Origin of the sequence: Spirosoma validum (assembly GCF_014699035.1) — a bacterium.
Classification (GTDB): Bacteria; Bacteroidota; Bacteroidia; order Cytophagales; family Spirosomataceae; genus Spirosoma; species Spirosoma validum.
The window spans coordinates 76,744-94,818 of record NZ_JACXAA010000001.1; the positions used below are offsets into that span (position 1 = coordinate 76,744).

An 18,075-nucleotide genomic window follows, 5' to 3' on the forward strand; every position below is an offset into this window, starting at 1 on the left:
GCGAAAGAGCGAATGGCTGACAAACAACCTGAATTAAAGAAAGCGTTAAAGCCCGTTCATGTATGGGCAATAGGGGTTGGGCTGGTCATATCGGGCGAGTATTTCGGCTGGAATTATGGCTGGGCTGTAGCGGGAACCGTTGGCTTACTCATTGCTACGTTGCTAATTACGTTGCTCTACGTTACGTTTATTTTCAGCTTTACGGAATTGACTACCGCCATTCCGAACGCGGGTGGCCCATTTGCCTATGCGCTGCAAGCGTTCGGACCCGTGGGCGCTTTGGTGGCAGGCTATGCTACCCTAATTGAATTTTTGTTTGCTACGCCCGCTATCGCATTAGCCTTGGGCAGCTACGTCCATTTTCTGTATCCATCGGTTCCGATTCTGGTGGCGTCGGTGGTCTCTTATGTCCTGTTCACGGTCATTAATCTACTGGGGATCAAAGAGGCCGCCTGGTTCTCGCTGATCATGACCTTGCTGGCCATTGCCGAACTGATTCTGTTTATTGGAGTTGTAGCCCCTGATGTCAAACTGACTAATTTCTTACACAACCCTATGCCATTTGGGTGGCCGGGCGTCTTTGCAGCATTACCCTTTGCGATCTGGCTGTACGTGTGTCTGGAAGGCGTTGCCATGGTCGCAGAAGAAGTAGAAGACAAAAAGAACGCCATTGCCAAAGGCTATATCTCGGCCTTGCTCACGTTGATGATTCTGGCACTGGCCGTGATGCTTTGCGTAGGCGGCATTGCGGAATGGGAAAAGCTGGACCACCTCGATTATCCGTTACCGGAGTCGATTGCTCTGGTCCTGGGTCGCGACAATCCGTTAACCAAATTGTTTGCCAGTGTTGGTCTGTTTGGCCTGATCGCTTCGTTTCACGGGATTATCATCACGTATTCCCGACAGATTTTCGCCCTGGCGCGGGCTGGCTACTTACCGGGTGTTCTATCAGATGTCAGCCGTACCCGACAAGTGCCGTACTGGGCATTACTGGTTGGTGGCGCGTTTGGCATCGCAGCACTTTTCATACTGAATACGAGCCACTTAGTTGTTTTATCCACAATTGGCGCCGTAGTGGTTTATATCATCAGTATGCTGGCGTTGTTTCGGCTTCGTCAAACGCAGCCTGCTATGCCCCGTTCGTTTAAAGCGCCTTTTTACCCCGTGTTTCCGGCCATTGCTTTAGTTCTGGCCATTGTCGCCTTGGGTGCTATGATTTATTTTTATAGCTGGCTGAGTTTATTGTTTTTCGCCGGATTACTTGTCGTAGCGGGCTTGTTCTACGTATCAGGTCGATACCAGAAGAGCAAAAACGACTGGCGGGCTGGCGTACCCGTCAACTAAGAGTCATCGTAGCGTCGGGCGGGTACAGCCGTTCATAAAACCGACACCTCCCGATAAAAACTATGGCGTATCAATGCACAATTAGTGGCTTTACGTATCGCTTCAATGACCTGAAAGAACTGCTGGCCAAAGCGAGTCCGCTCCGTTCGGGTGACGTACTCGCCGGTATAACAGCCGAAAGCTACGAAGAGCGCGTCGCGGCTCAAATGTGTCTGGCCGATTTGCCACTCACTACGTTCCTGAACGAAGCCGTTATCCCTTATGAAACCGACGACGTAACACGCCTGATTATTGATACCCACAACAAACTTGCCTTTGCACCGATCAGTCATTTCACGGCTGGTGATTTACGGGATTGGTTGTTGAGCGATGAGGCTGATGCCGTTACGTTGCAGCAACTGGCCCCTGGGCTAACCCCCGAAATGGTTGCGGCTGTATCGAAACTCATGCGGAATCAGGATTTGATTCTGGTGGCGAAAAAGTGCGAAGTTGTTACCCGATTTCGAAATACGATCGGATTACGAGGACACCTATCCGTACGGCTACAACCCAACCATCCGATCGATGATATGAAGGGGATAGCGGCCAGTATGATTGATGGGTTACTTTACGGCAGTGGCGATGCAATGATCGGTATCAATCCTGCCACGGATAGCCCGGCCGCTACGTCCCGTTTACTGCACATGATCGACGAGATCCGTGAGCGATTTGCGATTCCGACGCAAAGTTGTGTGTTGAGCCATATTACCACTACGGTACAGTTGATACAACAGCAGGTTCCCGTCGACCTGGTTTTTCAATCCATTGCCGGCACCGAAAAAGCGAACGCCAGTTTTGGCGTTACGTTGCCAATTTTGCAGGAGGCTTACGAAGCTGGCCTATCCTTGAAGCGGGGTACACTTGGCAATAATCTGATGTATTTCGAAACCGGCCAGGGCAGCGCGTTATCGTCTGGAGCGAATCATAACGTCGATCAGCAGACCTGCGAAGTACGGGCCTATGCAGTAGCCCGACAGTATAAACCGTTTCTGGTGAACTCCGTCGTTGGTTTCATCGGTCCCGAATACCTGTTCGATGGGAAGCAGATTATCCGGGCTGGGCTCGAAGATCACTTCTGCGGCAAACTGATGGGGCTACCGATGGGCATGGACATCTGCTATACCAATCACGCTCAGGCCGATCAGGATGATATGGATACGTTGCTAACAATACTGGGTGTAGCGGGCATTAATTTTATTATGGGTGTTCCGGGAGCCGATGACATTATGCTGAATTATCAGTCAACCTCGTTTCACGATGCACTCTATCTCCGTCGGGTACTCGACCTGCGACCCGCTCCGGAATTTGGCGAGTGGCTGCTTCGACAAGGTATCATGGACCAGCAGGGTAATCGATTGTCAGATGGTTCGCAGAAACAGTTTTACTCGGCACTCCTTCCAGCGTAGTGGCAGAGGGGTAAGGGCATGGGGCAGAGGGTACTTTCCTTTCTCATCCCACCCTCTGCCCCATGCCCTTACCCCTCTGCCACTACGCCCTTACCCCCCTGCCCAAACACCTATGAACGAGCTAAAGAAAACAGATACAGACGCGGATGAGTGGTCATCATTAAAGGCCTATACCAACGCCCGTATTGCGCTTGGACGCACCGGCGTGTCCATTCCGCTCCGGGAGTCGCTTCAGTTCAAACTCGCTCATGCTCACGCTAAAGATGCCGTCTATTCTCAACTAAATCTTCCTGACTTACAAGCGAGTTTGTCGGCTAGCGGTCTACCCATCCATTCCGTTCGAAGCCAGGCCGAAAACCGCGATACGTATCTGCAACGCCCTGACTTAGGCCGTTTGCTGGATGATACGTCTACAGCAAAACTTCAACAACTTGCTGGTTCTCCTGTCGATATCTGCCTGATTATTGCCGATGGTCTTTCCGCAACGGCGGTCATGCAAAATGCGGGCACTGTAGTCAATCTACTTGTCGAAAAAATTCGGCAGGCGGGTTATTCGCTGGCACCGATTATTTTGGTTGAGCAGGGACGAGTAGCAATTATGGATGCTATCGGTGGGCTGCTACATCCCCGGCTGGCGATTATTCTGATTGGTGAGCGACCGGGGCTTAGTTCGTTCGATAGTATGGGGGCTTACATTACGTATGCTCCTCAACCTGGTCTTACCGACGAGCGACGCAATTGTATTTCTAACATTCGAGACCAGGGCCTCCCCCCTGCTATGGCCGTCGATAAGCTTATGTATCTGATTCACGCAGCCTTCCGATTGCAGCTAACCGGCGTAGCGCTGAAGGATAACGACGGTCTTTTGGGCTAATTACTAGCTTGGCCGTTCCAGATCAACTTCCCAACTAGGCGTATTGACTGTACGCCTATTACCTTTCGTGGATGCTTTTACTGTAGTTTCCCAATCCTTATCTTATCTGTCAACTGCTTTATTCGGAATAATAGAGTACGTAAATTCCCTTAATTCCTCATTCTTTATTCTTCTTTTCATGTCACCCATAATTTTCCGCTTCTTCATTTCAGTAATCAGTTCCCAAAAATAGAAGCCATGACCAATAACAAGACAATCCTGCTGTTTACCTTCAATATGATTTAAGAAACTATTGATTCTCTCCTTGGTTTTTTTCCTGGTTTCTGCTTGTCTGGACGCATTAAGATACCACTGCACTCGACCCACTATCATCCATAGTATCGTAGGTAGTTTAAGTTTAGTATCCACAAAAGACCGCAGGGGAATTTCATTCAGTAGATCAGTTTTTACCCACTCAATTCCTTCGTGGAAAAGAGCGTTGGCGGTTTCTTCAGATCGTTTTAAACTACTTATATAAGCGATTTTTTCAGCAGATTGTACTCTTTCGCCACTTTGTACTGGCGAAGAATCGTAGTTTACACAAGCTAAGTCAAATGAACTCGAATCGTAAATTGCTTTCCATTTAAACACTACTTTTGAGTGCCTTATAAACCTTATTTTCATTATTTTCTTTCTTCACAACCTAATAAATCCAACGAACTTAAGTTTGGTGTTCATTATAATCCACTCAAAGTAAGACGTTTCGCCCTATGAATACTGCAGGATAATCCCAATGAATGCTTATAAGCTTTCTAACGATTTATTAACACATGATTGCGAAGAGTTTCCGAACTTGCGCATACGTATGCGAAAATACCTGTTATGGCTGGCCCTGGTCAGCTTTTGGGCCTGCACACCCAGCGGCTATCACCTCACGAATCGAACGGCTAACCGAATCGGCGTTGACTCTAGTGCAGCCTCAGTTGACACGAGCCTCGCCAATTTTCTGACTCCCTATCGCCAGGGAATCGATCGGACCATGAACGAAGTGCTCACCACGGCTACGGGTCCCATTGAAAAGAAACAGCCCGACGGTCCGCTTAATGATTTATTGACCGACGCGCTCCTGCAAAAAGCAACACAGCGATATGGTAAACCGATTGATTGCGCCCATCTGAACTACGGAGGAATCCGGGACAACCTGCCCAAAGGTACGATTACGATGGGTTCCGTTTTCGGGGTTATGCCGTTTGAGAATCAGTTGGTTATTTTAACGGTTAAGGGCGATGTGCTTCAGCAGCTGCTCAACCATTTTGCCAAAGATAACAAGCTGGTAATAGGAGGCTTACGAACCAAAGTACATAATGGCCAGGCGCAGTCTGTTACGTTCACAAATGGCCGGACACTCCAGCCGACTGAAACCTATACTGTTGCGTTGAGCGACTACATCGCTAACGGGGGCGATAATGCGAGCTTTCTGCAAAACCCGGTTAAACGCGAAGACATTAATTACCTCATCCGAGATGCCCTGATCGACTATTTCCGGGAACAGGGCAAAACCGGTCAACCGCTTAATCCTACTTCCGATGGACGTGTCAGCATCGAATAGACGTCAGTTTCTTAAGTTGTTCGGCACCGCAGCCGTTGTTGGCTCGGTTGCCCCGGACATACTAGCTAGTTCAGGTAACGTAGCACGCGCCCAACGTTCGTCGCTAACCATTCTACACACCAACGACGTACACAGTCGTCTGGACCCGTTTCCGATGGATGGCAGTCGCAACGCGGGTAAAGGGGGCGTAGCGCGACGAGCGACGTTAATCAAAAAAATCCGGCAGGAAAGTCCTAACGTATTGCTGTTCGACGCGGGCGATATTTTTCAGGGAACACCGTATTTCAATCTCTACAAAGGCGAACCCGAAATTCTGGCGATGAGCAAACTCGGTTATGACGCCGGCACCATCGGGAATCATGACTTCGATGGCGGCATCGATAACATGGTCACGCAGTTTGGAAAAGCCAGTTTCCCTATTCTGATTGCCAACTACGATTTCAGGAATACGGTGATGGACGGAAAATCCACGCCGTATAAAGTATTCACGAAAGACGGCGTTCGAATTGGCGTTTTTGGATTAGGTATTCAGCCCGAAGGCCTCATTCCAAAAGATGCGTACAAGGAAACCAAATACCTTGACCCCGTCGAAATTGGTAACGATACAGCGGCCAAACTACGTAGCGGAGAGAAATGCGATTACGTGATCTGCCTGTCGCACCTCGGCTTCAAATATGACAACGAGCCCAAAATTTCCGACGTGGTACTAGCCGGAAAAACCCGAAACATCGACCTGATTATTGGCGGACATACGCACACGTTTTTAGATGCGCCAGTAGCCGTCAACAACTCCGATGGACAACCCGTGTGGATCAATCAGGTTGGGTTTGCAGGCATCAACCTGGGTCGGATCGATCTGGCATTCGAGCGCGGCAAAGCGGTCAGTAGTGCCGGACAATCGGTTGAAGTAAAGTAGTGAATTAGCGGCAGGAGGTTATATACACAAAACCTCTTGCCGCTACGTTGCTGGATGAATTCTGTTTATAGAACCCTAATTTCTAAACCTGCCATATACTCGTCTTCATCAGCAGGCACTTTACTGGTTAAAACAATGATTGCCAGTAGCGTCCAGGCAATAATAGTATAGCCGTTTGAGATAGCGAAAGCCATGTCGCCGACTGTGAAGGAGATCAGTATGGTGATGGGTAACCATAAACCACATAAGATTGGTACGTAGCGTTTCCAGCCGGTTAACTTCCTGGCCCGTATGACCGCGATTCCTACGCCAATCATAACAACGTTACTAATGGGCCAGAACGAATCCAGGACGTAGTAAAGTAACGTATTGTGGTTCGGCAGAATCATTTCATAGATATTCCACAGATTGGCCAACGTTAATGAACCCAGTATCGCAATCGTACTGATACGTCCAAAGCGATCAGTGCCCATAGCGCCAATCCGACGCAGGCCAATCATACTACAGAGCCAGCCCGAAATATAAAGCAGATCGAGAAAGCCGCTGAGTGAGTCGGTAATGTACACATGTGCGTTCGGATCAGGGACGTGGATGTACGTATTGATGCACAGAAAGGGCGCGCCAATCAGGGCGAATAATCCGAGTAATTTGTTGTTCATCAGCGTTGTTTACGATAAAAAAGAGGAAGATACGCTACGCCTGGAACGGCTTCATGTACGATGATTTTACGTTCTGTCGAAAGTATAACGAAATAAACAGGCAAATCCGACTCGATAAACAGGCAAATTACTGAGTGGTTATTCTTGATGATTTAACTGTAGAAGACAGTGACTGAGTCGTAGAAGTACGTTCGGACCTGTTATCTTTGTGACATCACAAAGAGCGAACGTGCTGACGTCAGATCAATCACCGCACCGACGGCTCGGTCAATCGCTCATTCACTCAATCGCTCATTACCAGATGAAATTTGGTGTTGTTGTTTTCCCCGGCTCTAACTGCGATCAGGACGCAGTCGATACGCTGCAACTGATGGACCAGGACGTTATTAAACTCTGGCACAAAGATCACGACTTACAGGGCTGCGATTTTATTATTCTGCCCGGCGGCTTTTCCTATGGCGATTACCTGCGTACGGGTGCTGTTGCCCGGTTCTCGCCTATTATGAACGAAGTGATTGCCCACGCGAATCGGGGTGGTTATCTGATGGGTATCTGCAACGGATTCCAGATTCTGGCCGAAGCGCGGCTAGTTCCAGGCGTTCTGCTTCAGAATAGCAGCCAGAAATACGTTTGCAAAAACATCTACCTGAAGCCCGAATCGAAAGATGCGCTGCTAACAGCTGGACTGGATAAACCTGCCTATAAAATTCCGATTGCTCATGGCGACGGACGCTATTTTGCGGATGCCGATACGTTGAAGGAATTAAACGATAACGATCAGGTCCTGTTCCGCTACTGCGACGAGAACGGCATCGTTACCGACGAATTTAATGCCAACGGCAGCCTGGAAAACATTGCGGGCGTAACGAACAAAGCCAAGAACGTTTTTGGGATGATGCCCCACCCTGAACGGGCTTCTGACCCCGTTCTCGGCAACACCGATGGCCGGTTGATTCTGGATCAATTGCTGAAAGCAGTGCTGGTCTAATCGTCAGCGTTTACTTTATAGCCACGTAGTAGTCCGTCGATATAGTACTGAGTAGACAAGATATTCCTTTGTTCTCTGTACTATATCGACGGACTACTTGTTTCTGCTACGTATAAACGATCCTGTATTCTTATGAGCCATTCGACCACTTCCGCTGTCATGAACACGCTGCAAGCTATTGGACGTACACCTCTGGTTCGTCTGAATAAAGTAGTTGGTCCTGATAGCGCCGAGGTGTTCGTCAAACTGGAATATTATAATCCGACTGGGTCTTACAAAGATCGCATGGCGCTGGCCATGATTGAGGAAGCCGAGCGCAGTGGCGCGCTACGTCCCGGCATGACCGTTGTGGAATGCACGGGCGGGAGTACAGGTACGTCACTGGCGTTTGTCTGCGCCGTAAAAGGCTACCAATTTCAGGTCGTTTCTTCGGATGCGTTTGCAAAAGAGAAGTTACAGACCATGCAGGCGTTCGGTGCCGATCTCATCCTCATCCCCAGTCAGGGTGGCAAAATCACACCTGATCTCATCCCGAGTATGCGCGAACGTGCCCGCGAACTAGCGCAACGTCCCGACGCTTACTTCACCGATCAGATTAACAATGCGGCATCTAAAAAAGGGTATAAACGTATTGGCAAAGAGATTGTCGAACAGCTTGACCGTCCGATTAACGTTTTTTGCGGAGGTGTTGGTACAGCAGGTATGTTGATGGGGGTTTCCATGGCCCTGCGCGAAGCTGGCCAGGCTACCCGCATCGTCGCGCTTGAGCCGGCTTCAGCTCCTTTGCTCTCGACAGGTCAACCGGGCAGCCATCGGGTAGAAGGAATCGCCATTGGGATTGTGCCACCCCTGCTGGATAAGAATTTGTATGATGAAGCCCGGACAGTAGACGAAGCGGACGCTCGTCAAATGTCCCGCCGACTCGCTCGGGAAGAGGGCATTTTCGCCGGTATTTCAAGCGGATTAAATGTTGCCGCTGCCGTTCAGTTGGCTCAGGAATTGGGACCGGGGCACACTGTCGTGACGGTCGCCTGCGATTCAGGCATGAAATACCTGGCCGGTGATTTGTATGACGACCACCTATAGTTAGATAGACTTAACTATTTTTGAGAATATGCCGATACGTGAAATTGCCTGATCTTACAAATTGTCTGAAAATTATTTCTTAACTGGCTGACAATCCCTAAATCCCCTTCAGGGCAGGGCTGTTAAGTTCTGATTTTCAACCCTGAAAGGGTGTAATCTTTGTAGAAAAAGTAACCGCCAATCGAGCTAGAACCCCGGAGGGGTGAAATGATGTCACCCCTCCGGGGTTTTGGGAGGGGTGACCCTGCTTATTTCTACAATGATTTCATCCCTACGGGATTAGCACTTAACAGCCCTGCCCTTTAGAAAATTTAGGGGTTGTCAGCCAGTTATTGAACTTTTGCCAGCCACAGAGAAGCATTGATATGTAGAGCTGGGTGCGACGTGTAGCCCGATGGTACGTCGCCCGACCAGCCATTGAACAGATTATCGTTGGTATCGCCTGTTCCATCATCAGCCGGAGAGCTATCACCAATAAACACAACCCGCCCATTTCCGTACGTAGACAGTAAGGCCATGACGCTGGTCGTGCCGCCTACGGTACCGCTCATTCGCCAGAACAATCCCTGAACATTTGCATTGTTGGCGGGATATAACGTAGCGGTTGTTCCATTGTAGAAAGCCAGCTTGGAGGCTGTTCCGGCCAAACCGCCTAATACTTTCTGCGCGTTGGCGTTCGTGCCGGTATAAACCTTCGTCGTCGGTTTCTCACTGATGTCAACGTAGTCGACTGTAAAACCGAACGGTTTGTTATTGTTGATCCCGTTGTTGGCCATCAGGTCATTCCAGACCCGGGGCGAATCCGCGCCGTCGCCATCCCGATCCGACGGATTGTAGCCGTTGGGGTCCGTGCCTGTTAGTGAAGGGGCAGTGTGATCAGCTACCATCATTAACCCACGTCCATTCGCAATAAAATTCATAATCGCCGTCTTCTCAGCCGCTGTGAATAAACGATTGGGCTCTACAACAATAAAGACATCGTAGTTACTCAAATCCTGCGGATTGGCGGTATTACCGTACGTGAGCGAAGCCGTATTAGGCAGCGTCTCAACCAGATTACCCCGCTTAACGAGATCGACCGCCCAGGCTGAAATTCCGCCCTTCCAGTACGTTTCGGAAGTTGACGACGTAATGCCGGTATACGAAGGAGTCGGGTAACGCTGCGCCATGGTTTCCAGCGTAGTGCCACCTGTATAAATGGGAACTTGTTCTGTTCCGTCGGCGTCAATCTGCCAGTCGGCGCTACCGGCATTCTCGCGTTTACTGGCGTCAAACAAAAACTTCTTACCCGTTGGCGTACCTCCTCCACTGTAATCATTTATGACAATATCATCAATGTTGATTCGGTTCGTTGAACCCGATAGTTTCCGAATCTCTACGCGAGCCGTTCCGGCTACGTTCAGTGTAAATGTCTGGGTTTGAAGCGCCGTAGTCGTCGTTACGTTCGATCCGGATTGCGTCCAGGAACTGCCGCTATTGGTTGAGTACCATAGTCCCCACTGACTCGATGCGTCGCTGCCATACGTACCATGTTTGATCGTAAGGGTGCTGATACCGGACGTAACGTCGAACAGCATGGTAATTTTACCCGTATTCCGAATTCGGGCCGACCATGAACCCGCTTTTAGATCCCCACTCAGGTTACCAATTACGGCGTCGTATACATTCCAGGATTTGCCTTGCAGCGTTACGTTATCACCACTGGATGAGCCCGTTGGCGAAACATCGTAGGCCGTCTTGGGACTGGTAGAACCCACTTCGAACCCTTCCGATAACGACACTGCCTGAATTCGCGCCGAACGCGATGCAATCGTATGATCAACAGTCGGAGTTAAGTCAACCGTGGCATGACAGCCGACCAGTAGCGCACCCGCCAGCAAACCAGCTACATAGAGATTCTTTACTCGAGGAAAATCACGCATAAAGACGAAAGTTTAGTGAGTAAATCGAAATAGTATCTTACCAAAAGCATGCCCCTTACTAGCTGTCGCCGATAGCAGAATCTATTTATCTGTAAATTATGAAATAATGTTACTCATGTACCTAATACAGTAAATTAATTAATCGTTAACTCCGTTTGGGGCTTTACGCCACCATCTCTTTTAATCACCAACCTTATCACCTTAAAATCAGCATAATACTTAAAAAATTCACTATACTTCATAGACTCAGGCTAGGCAATAAACCCTCTTGATTGACAACCTTCTCTCGTTTCCGTAGTTAGTATAGAATAATCAATTCTCAACGAATTATGGAAACGCAACAACGATTGCAAGGTAAAAAAGTAGCGATTTTGCTAACCGATGGATTTGAACAGGTCGAACTAACCGAACCACGTAAGGCTTTACAGGACGCTGGTGCCACAACGCATCTGATCGCGCCAAAAGGTGGTGAAGTAAAAGGTTGGGATGAAACTGAATGGGGTGATACGTTCCCGGTCGACTTACCGCTGGCCGGCGCCGATCCTAATCAATACGATGCGCTGCTTTTACCAGGTGGCGTCATGAACCCCGACAAACTTCGCACTGATCCTAAAGCCGTGCAGTTTATCCGGCATTTCTTCGAGGCCCACAAGCCTGTAGCCGCCATTTGCCATGCACCCATCCTATTGATCGAGGCTGACGTAGTGCGGGGACGCAAGCTTACCTCCTATCCATCGATTCAAACCGATCTGAAAAACGCCGGAGCGAATTGGGTAGATGAAGAAGTAGTAACCGATCAGGGCTTGGTTACGAGTCGGAAACCCGACGATATACCGGCCTTCAACCGAAAAATGATCGAAGAGATTCGGGAAGGGAAACACCAGGGGCAGCACGCCTAGTGCATAAAAAAAGGCCGATCCATATGGATCGGCCTTTTTTTATGCACAGTCAATTTGTCCAGAAAAATAGACGTATGTTTATAATCTTAACGGTTATGTCAACGTCATGCGGCTTGTTTCTTTTGGTTTACTTTTTAGCCTTAGCTTGCTTCCGTTTGCGGCTGTTGCTCAGACACTAACGTCGTCGAATTTGCCTATACTCGTTATCAATACGAACGGGCAAACGATTCAAGACGAACCCAAAATCGTAGCTGAATTACGAATGATTGATAATGGAGCTAGCAAGCGTAATGCCGTAACCGATAAACCGGCCTTCATTAGTAAAATAGGTATTGAAATGCGGGGCGCTACTTCCCAGGATTTCTTTCCTAAAAAGCCCTATGGCATCGAGTTGCGCGATACGTCGGGGGTAAACTCGGTGAATGCTTCGTTGCTGGGAATGCCCGCCGAGTCGGATTGGGTGCTGAACGCTACGTATAACGACAAAACCCTGATTCGGGAGACACTGACGTACGACCTGAACCGGCAGATGAGTACGTATTATACGCCACGTTATCGCTACTGCGAGGTAGTCCTGAATGGTAGTTATAATGGCGTCTACATTTTATTTGAGAAGATTAAGCGGAACAAGAACCGAATCGATATCACCAGTATCAAGAAAACCGATGTAGCGGGCGATGCGCTGACGGGTGGGTATATATTCAAGATTGATAAAACCGAAGGTTCACCGTCGCGTACCTGGAATTCACCATACACGACGAATGGAAGGACGATTCCTATCCAGATTGATCGCCCAAAGCCGGAAGATCTGGCCGAAGAACAATTTCAATACGCGAAGAAATTTGTAACGGATTTTGAAAATACGCTGAAAGGAACGCAGTATCAGGATTCACTGACGGGCTATCGGAAATACATCAACGACGACTCGTTTGTCGATTATCTGTTATTGACTGAAGTATGCAGGAACGTTGACGCCTATCGACTTAGTACGTTTTTTTATAAAGATCGCGACAGCAAAGGAGGCAAGCTGACTATGGGGCCCATCTGGGACTATAACCTGACGTATGGAAATATTAATTACTGCCCCGGTGGCGACTACAAAGGCTGGATTTTCGACTTTACGCGTACCTGCCCAACGGATGGCTACCAAATGCCGTTCTGGTGGGACCGACTTTTAAGCGACAGATCCTTTGCCAACAAAGTACGAACCAGGTATCAGGCGTTACGAAACAGTACCCTTAAAACCGAACGTATTCAGACGTATATCGACTCAGTTGCCACAGCGCTAACGGAAGCGCGTATGCGCAATTTTGAAAAATGGCCGGTTATTGGTTTATACGTATGGCCCAATGGTTATGTTGGCAGGACGTACCAGGAGGAAATTGATTACCTGAAAGCCTGGGTAAAAAATCGCCTGGAGTGGATGGATACGGCGGTTCTGTCCGTCGGCGCTTTAGCATTGGCAACTGAACCGACAGATCTGTACAACGTAACCATCAGCCCGAATCCTTCGGCGAATGACATTACGGTACGCTACCACCTCCTCAAACGTACTGATTTGCAGTTGACCATCACCGACGCAACTGGTCGAACTGTATATAGCAGCGCCTGGTTCAACCAACCAGCGGGAGACCATCAGGAAACGTTACCAGCTCGTTCGCTACCCAAAGCACCAGGCGTTTATTACCTACAACTAGATGCCAATGGTCAACTCGTGAGCCGAAAAATTCTTCGGTTTTGACATAGCCATGAATGAGATCGCGAATTTCAGGAAAGCAGTTGACCCCAAAATCTGCCTTATCTTTACCGGCTCGTAGTTCATTCCGTTTTACCCATGAAAGTAGCCGGATTTAGTTTTATCCGTAATGCCGTTCAGTTCGATTACCCCATTGTGGAGGCCATTACGTCGGTTTTGCCGTTATGCGATGAATTCGTCGTTGCCGTTGGCGATTCAGACGATGATACGTTGGCATTGATAAAGGCCATTCCGTCCGATAAAATCCGAATCGTCCATACTGTCTGGGATCAGAATGCTCGCGCTGGTGGACGGGTGTTGGCGTTGGAGACCGATAAAGCGCTTGCGGCCGTTTCGCCCGATGCCGACTGGGCTTTTTATATTCAAGGTGACGAGGTATTGCATGAAAAATCGATTCCCGCTGTCCGGGAGGCTATGCAAACCTATCTGACGGACAAGAACGTTGAGGGATTACTTTTCAACTATCTACATTTCTACGGTTCCTACAGCTACGTTGGCGATTCCCGACAGTGGTATCGACGCGAAATTCGGGTCATTCGAAATACTGGTAACGTAGTCGCGTATAAAGATGCTCAGGGATTCCGAACCCGCGATAACCACAAGCTCAAGGTAAAATTAATTGACGCCTATATTTACCATTACGGTTGGGTAAAGCCGCCCGAAGCCCAGCGAGAACGGCTGCGATACGCCAACCATTTCTGGAACAGTCCCGAACGGGCTGCTGAAGTTGAGGCTGCACAGGAACACTTCGCGTATGGCCAGATTGACTCGCTGGCACATTTTACGGGTACGCATCCCACCGTGATGCAAGCCCGCGTCGACCGTCTGAACTGGCCGTTCACCTTCGATACCAGCCAGAAACAGTATTCACCACGAGTCCGTTTTCTAACCTTCATCGAAAAACTGACCGGCTGGCGGATTGGGGAGTATAAGAATTATAAAAAGATATAAGGAGTAAACGGAGGAAGGGGAAGAGAGGGAGTAAAGGGAGGAATTACTAAACCTTTTCCCTTTACTCCCTCTCTTCCCCTTCCTCCGTTTACTCCTTTTTTAAACGTCACAAATCATCACTGCTTCTTTCAGGCTGGTGAGGGGGTCACGTTTAGGAATGAACTCCTGTGCTACAAAACCTTTGAAACCCGTATCAACAATGGCTTTCATGATGGCTGGGTAATACAGTTCCTGTGTTTCGTCGATTTCATTACGTCCAGGATTGCCGCCGGTATGGTAATGGCCAAAGTATTGGTGATTATCGCGGATGGTACGGATGATGTCGCCCTCCATGATCTGCATGTGGTAGATGTCGTACAGCAATTTGAAGTTTTCTGAACCAACCTTTTTGCAAAGTTCAACGCCCCAGGCTGAGTGATCACACATGTAATCTTTGTGGTCAACCTTGCTGTTGAGTAACTCCATAATCATGGTGACGCCATACTTTTGGGCACTGGGCATCAGGCGTTTCAAGCCCACAGCGCAATTGTTCATGCCTTCCTCGTCGCTCATACCCCGCCGGTTTCCCGAGAAGCAGATAACATTCGTCAGACCAGCTTCCTTCAGTTTGGGGAAAATAGCTTCGTAGCTGGCCACTAATTCGTCGTGTAATTTAGGATCGTTGAATCCCTGCGGAATACCTTTACCGGCACCTTGTGCCATAGAGCACGTAAGTCCATATTTTTTCAACACAGGCCACTCGGCGGGTCCAAGCAGATCAATACCGGTCATTCCCATTTCTTTAGCCGACTTACAGAAGTCTTCGAGTGGAATTTTACCGTAACACCATTTACAAACCGAATGGTTGATACGTCCCTTCAGCATGGGAGCATTTTGTTCAGATTGCGACATAGAGCTGGCTAAGGAGTCAGTTAAAGTGGGTAACGCGAGGGCGGTACCAGTCAGGGTTTTTAGGGCCGTACGGCGTATCATAGTGAGTGAATGAGGAATGAGCGAAAGACTGGTCTTTCGCTCATTCGCCCGTTAATTATAGTTCGCGAATTCGGATATTACGAAACCAGACTTTGTTGCCGTGGTCCTGCAGGGCCAGATGGCCTTTGTCGTACTTACCAAAGCCTTCCCACCCCTTAAATTTACTCTCTGCCACCATCTTATCCCATTCAGGACCACTCGTTGGGTATTCAGCCGTTTTCTTACCGTTCAGATATTGCTCGGCTTTACCATCCTTAATAATCAGTCTGGCTTTATTCCACTCACCAGCAGGTTTGGCGGCATTGGGCGTAACGGGTTTTTGCAGATCATAGAGAGACCCCGCCGTACGGTTCCCATCGCGACCCTGTTTGGCATCCGGGTGACGCTCGTTATCGAGAACCTGCATTTCCGGCCCTGTATTGTAGCTCGCCTTGAATTTCGGATCTTCGTGAACGTGGTAAATAATGCCGCTATTGCCCCCTTCCGCAATTTTCCACTCCAGTTCCAGCTCAAAATTTCCGTATTCTTTATCGGTTACCAGGTCGCCAGCGCCACCGGCTGTTAAATGAATAGCCCCGTTATCGACAGTCCATTTATCTGAGACGGGTTGCCCTTCTTTCAAATAAATATGCCATCCTTTTAGTGTCTTACCATCGAACAGGCTTTCCCATCCACCTTTTTTTAATGGGCTAATCACCTCATGTTCACCAGGAAGACGGGTTGCATTGGCAGGATTTACAGAAAGGGTTAGGGTCAGAGATAACAAACCGGCAGCTATGGGCAGCTTGCCTGAAAAACGCATATAGGTCATAGTTGAGAAACGTTAGGATTTTGACGGGACAATAGTAATGAAAAAAAGTATATCCCGGCTACCTAAAAATATTTGCCCGAAAACTAATTGCTACGCAATTTTAAGCTGCGTAAATCTGTTGGATTAATGCCCCTTCCTCTCGGGTTGTGAAACACATCATATCATGGAAGCAACAACGTTAGTACCCTCTGAAAAACAGCGTTATCAAAAACACCTGAACTTGCCTGAGATAGGTGCGCAGGGCCAGTTACGGCTAAAAAATGCCCGTGTTCTGGTGGTAGGAGCCGGTGGGTTAGGTTGCCCGGTTCTGCTGTATCTAACAGCTGCGGGTGTTGGCCAGATTGGCGTTATCGATCCCGACGTAGTGGATATGAGCAATTTGCAGCGGCAAGTCATTTACACAACCGACGAAGTAGGGAAACCCAAGGCTAAAATTGCCGTTAATCACCTCAAGAAGCTTAATCCCGAAATCAATTTCGATACCTACACGATGGCGCTCGACATCAGCAATGCGCGGGCAATTATCGACGAGTATGACGTAGTGGTCGATTGTACGGACAATTTCAAAGTACGTTATCTGGTCAACGACGTATGCGTTACGTTGGGCAAACCGTTTGTCTATGGCGCCATCCACCGTTTTGAGGGTCAGGTTGCTGTTCTGAACGCCGATCTGGCTGACGGTCGCAAAGGCCCTACGTATCGCTGTCTGTTTCCTGAGTATCCGAATGAAATGGAAATACCTAACTGTAGCGTCACAGGGGTGTTGGGCGTGCTGCCAGGCGTTATCGGTACGTATCAGGCGAATGAAGTCATCAAACTCATTACGGGCATTGGTCAGTCACTGAATGAACAGTTGTTAATGGTGGATCTTCTGGCCATGACTCAGCAGAAAATCAAAACCAAACGCCGGGCCGACGCCGAAGAGCTTGCTCATCAGGGATTAGCGTCAGCGGGCGTGCGACCTTCGCCCAGTACATTAGGACCACAGAAAATGTCCGCTACTGAACTGGCCGATCGTTTAGCCAAAGGAGACAACATCTTCCTGCTCGACGTTCGTGAGCGTCCCGAATACGACGTTTGCCATTTAGACGGTGCGGTGTTGATTCCAATCGACATGATCCCGAACAACCGCAAGCGCATCCCCACGGACCGACCAGTTGTAGTCTATTGCCACCACGGTATCCGGTCGGCAAACGTAGCGCAATACCTGTATGCACAGGATGGTTTAGCCAATTTGTACAACCTTGAAGGTGGCATCAATGCCTGGGCGCGGGACGTAGAACCGGAGATGGCAGTATATTGATGCCAATCTATTCTGAAAAAATAAGACCGTAGTTGTGCAAATACGGCCTTATTTTTTCAGGAACCAAGCTACCGCAGTGGCTGTTTTTGGGGTGCCGCTGGCAAGGGTCAGCAATTGCTCTACCTTTGCCGATCTCAAACGGCATTCTTTACGAGTTATGTTTCTTACCGTTTTAAAGTCAAAACTGCACCGCGTCAAAGTCACGCAGGCAGAACTCAATTACGTCGGAAGTATTACCATTGACGAAGACCTGATGGATGCAGCCGGGTTGCTTGAAAATGAACAGGTTCACATTGTCAATAATAACAATGGCGAACGGCTTGTCACGTATGTAATCAAAGGCGAACGCGGTTCAGGTATCATTTGTCTGAATGGAGCAGCCGCTCGTCGGGCTCAGGTCGGCGATATCATCATTATCATTTCGTACGCCATGATGACGGCCGAGGAAGCGAAAAGTCATAAACCAACCGTCGTTTTTCCGGACGATAACAATCGCCTGGTAAGGGGATAGTTTTTCGGAGAAAGGAAAGAAGGAATTGCACTCCTGATTGTTTTTTAGTT

At 48.7% G+C, this 18,075-nt stretch carries 17 protein-coding genes; 12 read left to right on the forward strand and 5 right to left on the reverse strand.

Annotated elements, in window-relative coordinates; translation table 11 throughout:
• The first annotated feature begins 12 nt into the window (after positions 1-12).
• From eat to eutC, 3 genes are all read left to right on the forward strand, one after another.
• The gene (gene eat, locus IC230_RS00255; RefSeq protein WP_191036957.1) at positions 13-1,344 is read left to right on the forward strand and encodes an ethanolamine permease; all 1,332 of its coding nucleotides are present in this window, start codon (positions 13-15) and stop codon (positions 1,342-1,344) included.
• Between the two features lie 62 nt (positions 1,345-1,406).
• A complete protein-coding gene (locus tag IC230_RS00260) occupies positions 1,407-2,789 on the forward strand; it encodes an ethanolamine ammonia-lyase subunit EutB (protein ID WP_191036958.1) in 1,383 nt (460 codons plus the stop codon).
• 112 nt (positions 2,790-2,901) lie between these two features.
• Positions 2,902-3,663, forward strand: coding sequence for an ethanolamine ammonia-lyase subunit EutC (gene eutC / locus IC230_RS00265; protein ID WP_191036959.1), 762 nt, complete (start codon positions 2,902-2,904; stop codon positions 3,661-3,663).
• Positions 3,664-3,765: 102 nt separating this feature from the next.
• Here eutC and IC230_RS00270 read toward each other — a convergent pair whose 3' ends face one another.
• Positions 3,766-4,326 (reverse strand): phosphoglycerate mutase family protein, encoded by a 561-nt coding sequence (locus IC230_RS00270; RefSeq protein WP_191036960.1) that lies wholly within the window; start codon positions 4,324-4,326, stop codon positions 3,766-3,768.
• 181 nt (positions 4,327-4,507) lie between these two features.
• On the opposite strand from IC230_RS00270, the gene IC230_RS00275 reads away from it, so the two are divergent.
• Together IC230_RS00275 and IC230_RS00280 are read left to right on the forward strand one after the other, a co-directional pair.
• Positions 4,508-5,251 (forward strand): 5'-nucleotidase C-terminal domain-containing protein, encoded by a 744-nt coding sequence (locus IC230_RS00275; RefSeq protein WP_191036961.1) that lies wholly within the window; start codon positions 4,508-4,510, stop codon positions 5,249-5,251.
• Positions 5,229-6,167, forward strand: a complete 939-nt coding sequence (locus tag IC230_RS00280; RefSeq protein WP_191036962.1) for a metallophosphatase — start codon at positions 5,229-5,231, stop codon at positions 6,165-6,167. Before IC230_RS00275 ends, IC230_RS00280 begins: the two co-directional genes overlap by 23 nt.
• A 65-nt stretch (positions 6,168-6,232) precedes the next feature.
• Here the strand turns inward: IC230_RS00280 and IC230_RS00285 are convergent, their stop codons facing one another.
• Positions 6,233-6,826: a hypothetical protein gene (locus IC230_RS00285; RefSeq protein WP_191036963.1), complete on the reverse strand. Its 594-nt coding sequence runs from the start codon at positions 6,824-6,826 to the stop codon at positions 6,233-6,235.
• Positions 6,827-7,127: 301 nt separating this feature from the next.
• On the opposite strand from IC230_RS00285, the gene purQ reads away from it, so the two are divergent.
• Both purQ and IC230_RS00295 read left to right on the forward strand, forming a co-directional pair.
• Entirely contained in the window at positions 7,128-7,814 is a 687-nt protein-coding gene (gene purQ, locus IC230_RS00290) for a phosphoribosylformylglycinamidine synthase subunit PurQ (RefSeq protein ID WP_191037826.1), read from the forward strand.
• Positions 7,815-7,973: 159 nt separating this feature from the next.
• Entirely contained in the window at positions 7,974-8,900 is a 927-nt protein-coding gene (locus IC230_RS00295; protein ID WP_191036964.1) for a PLP-dependent cysteine synthase family protein, read from the forward strand.
• Positions 8,901-9,229: 329 nt separating this feature from the next.
• Here the strand turns inward: IC230_RS00295 and IC230_RS00300 are convergent, their stop codons facing one another.
• Positions 9,230-10,822, reverse strand: coding sequence for a hydrolase (locus IC230_RS00300; RefSeq protein ID WP_191036965.1), 1,593 nt, complete (start codon positions 10,820-10,822; stop codon positions 9,230-9,232).
• 329 nt (positions 10,823-11,151) lie between these two features.
• On the opposite strand from IC230_RS00300, the gene IC230_RS00305 reads away from it, so the two are divergent.
• The 3 genes from IC230_RS00305 to IC230_RS00315 all read left to right on the forward strand — a co-directional run bounded on the left by IC230_RS00305 (position 11,152) and on the right by IC230_RS00315 (position 14,428).
• Positions 11,152-11,721, forward strand: a complete 570-nt coding sequence (locus tag IC230_RS00305; RefSeq protein WP_191036966.1) for a type 1 glutamine amidotransferase domain-containing protein — start codon at positions 11,152-11,154, stop codon at positions 11,719-11,721.
• 106 nt (positions 11,722-11,827) lie between these two features.
• Complete coding sequence (locus IC230_RS00310) at positions 11,828-13,462, forward strand: CotH kinase family protein (RefSeq protein WP_191036967.1); 1,635 nt, start codon at positions 11,828-11,830, stop codon at positions 13,460-13,462.
• 93 nt (positions 13,463-13,555) lie between these two features.
• Positions 13,556-14,428, forward strand: coding sequence for a glycosyltransferase family protein (locus tag IC230_RS00315; RefSeq protein WP_191036968.1), 873 nt, complete (start codon positions 13,556-13,558; stop codon positions 14,426-14,428).
• 99 nt (positions 14,429-14,527) lie between these two features.
• Here the strand turns inward: IC230_RS00315 and IC230_RS00320 are convergent, their stop codons facing one another.
• Together IC230_RS00320 and IC230_RS00325 are read right to left on the reverse strand one after the other, a co-directional pair.
• Positions 14,528-15,400: a hydroxypyruvate isomerase family protein gene (locus IC230_RS00320; protein WP_191036969.1), complete on the reverse strand. Its 873-nt coding sequence runs from the start codon at positions 15,398-15,400 to the stop codon at positions 14,528-14,530.
• A 55-nt stretch (positions 15,401-15,455) separates the two neighbouring features.
• On the reverse strand, positions 15,456-16,211 hold the full coding sequence (locus tag IC230_RS00325) for a 3-keto-disaccharide hydrolase (protein ID WP_191036970.1): 756 nt from the start codon (positions 16,209-16,211) through the stop codon (positions 15,456-15,458).
• A gap of 163 nt (positions 16,212-16,374) precedes the next feature.
• Between IC230_RS00325 and moeB the strand changes: the two genes are divergently transcribed.
• Positions 16,375-17,514 carry a molybdopterin-synthase adenylyltransferase MoeB gene (gene moeB, locus IC230_RS00330; RefSeq protein WP_191036971.1) on the forward strand — a complete coding sequence of 380 codons (1,140 nt, stop codon included), beginning with the start codon at positions 16,375-16,377 and terminating at the stop codon, positions 17,512-17,514.
• Between the two features lie 157 nt (positions 17,515-17,671).
• On the forward strand, positions 17,672-18,025 hold the full coding sequence (panD, locus tag IC230_RS00335; protein ID WP_191036972.1) for an aspartate 1-decarboxylase: 354 nt from the start codon (positions 17,672-17,674) through the stop codon (positions 18,023-18,025).
• The last annotated feature ends 50 nt before the right edge of the window (positions 18,026-18,075 follow it).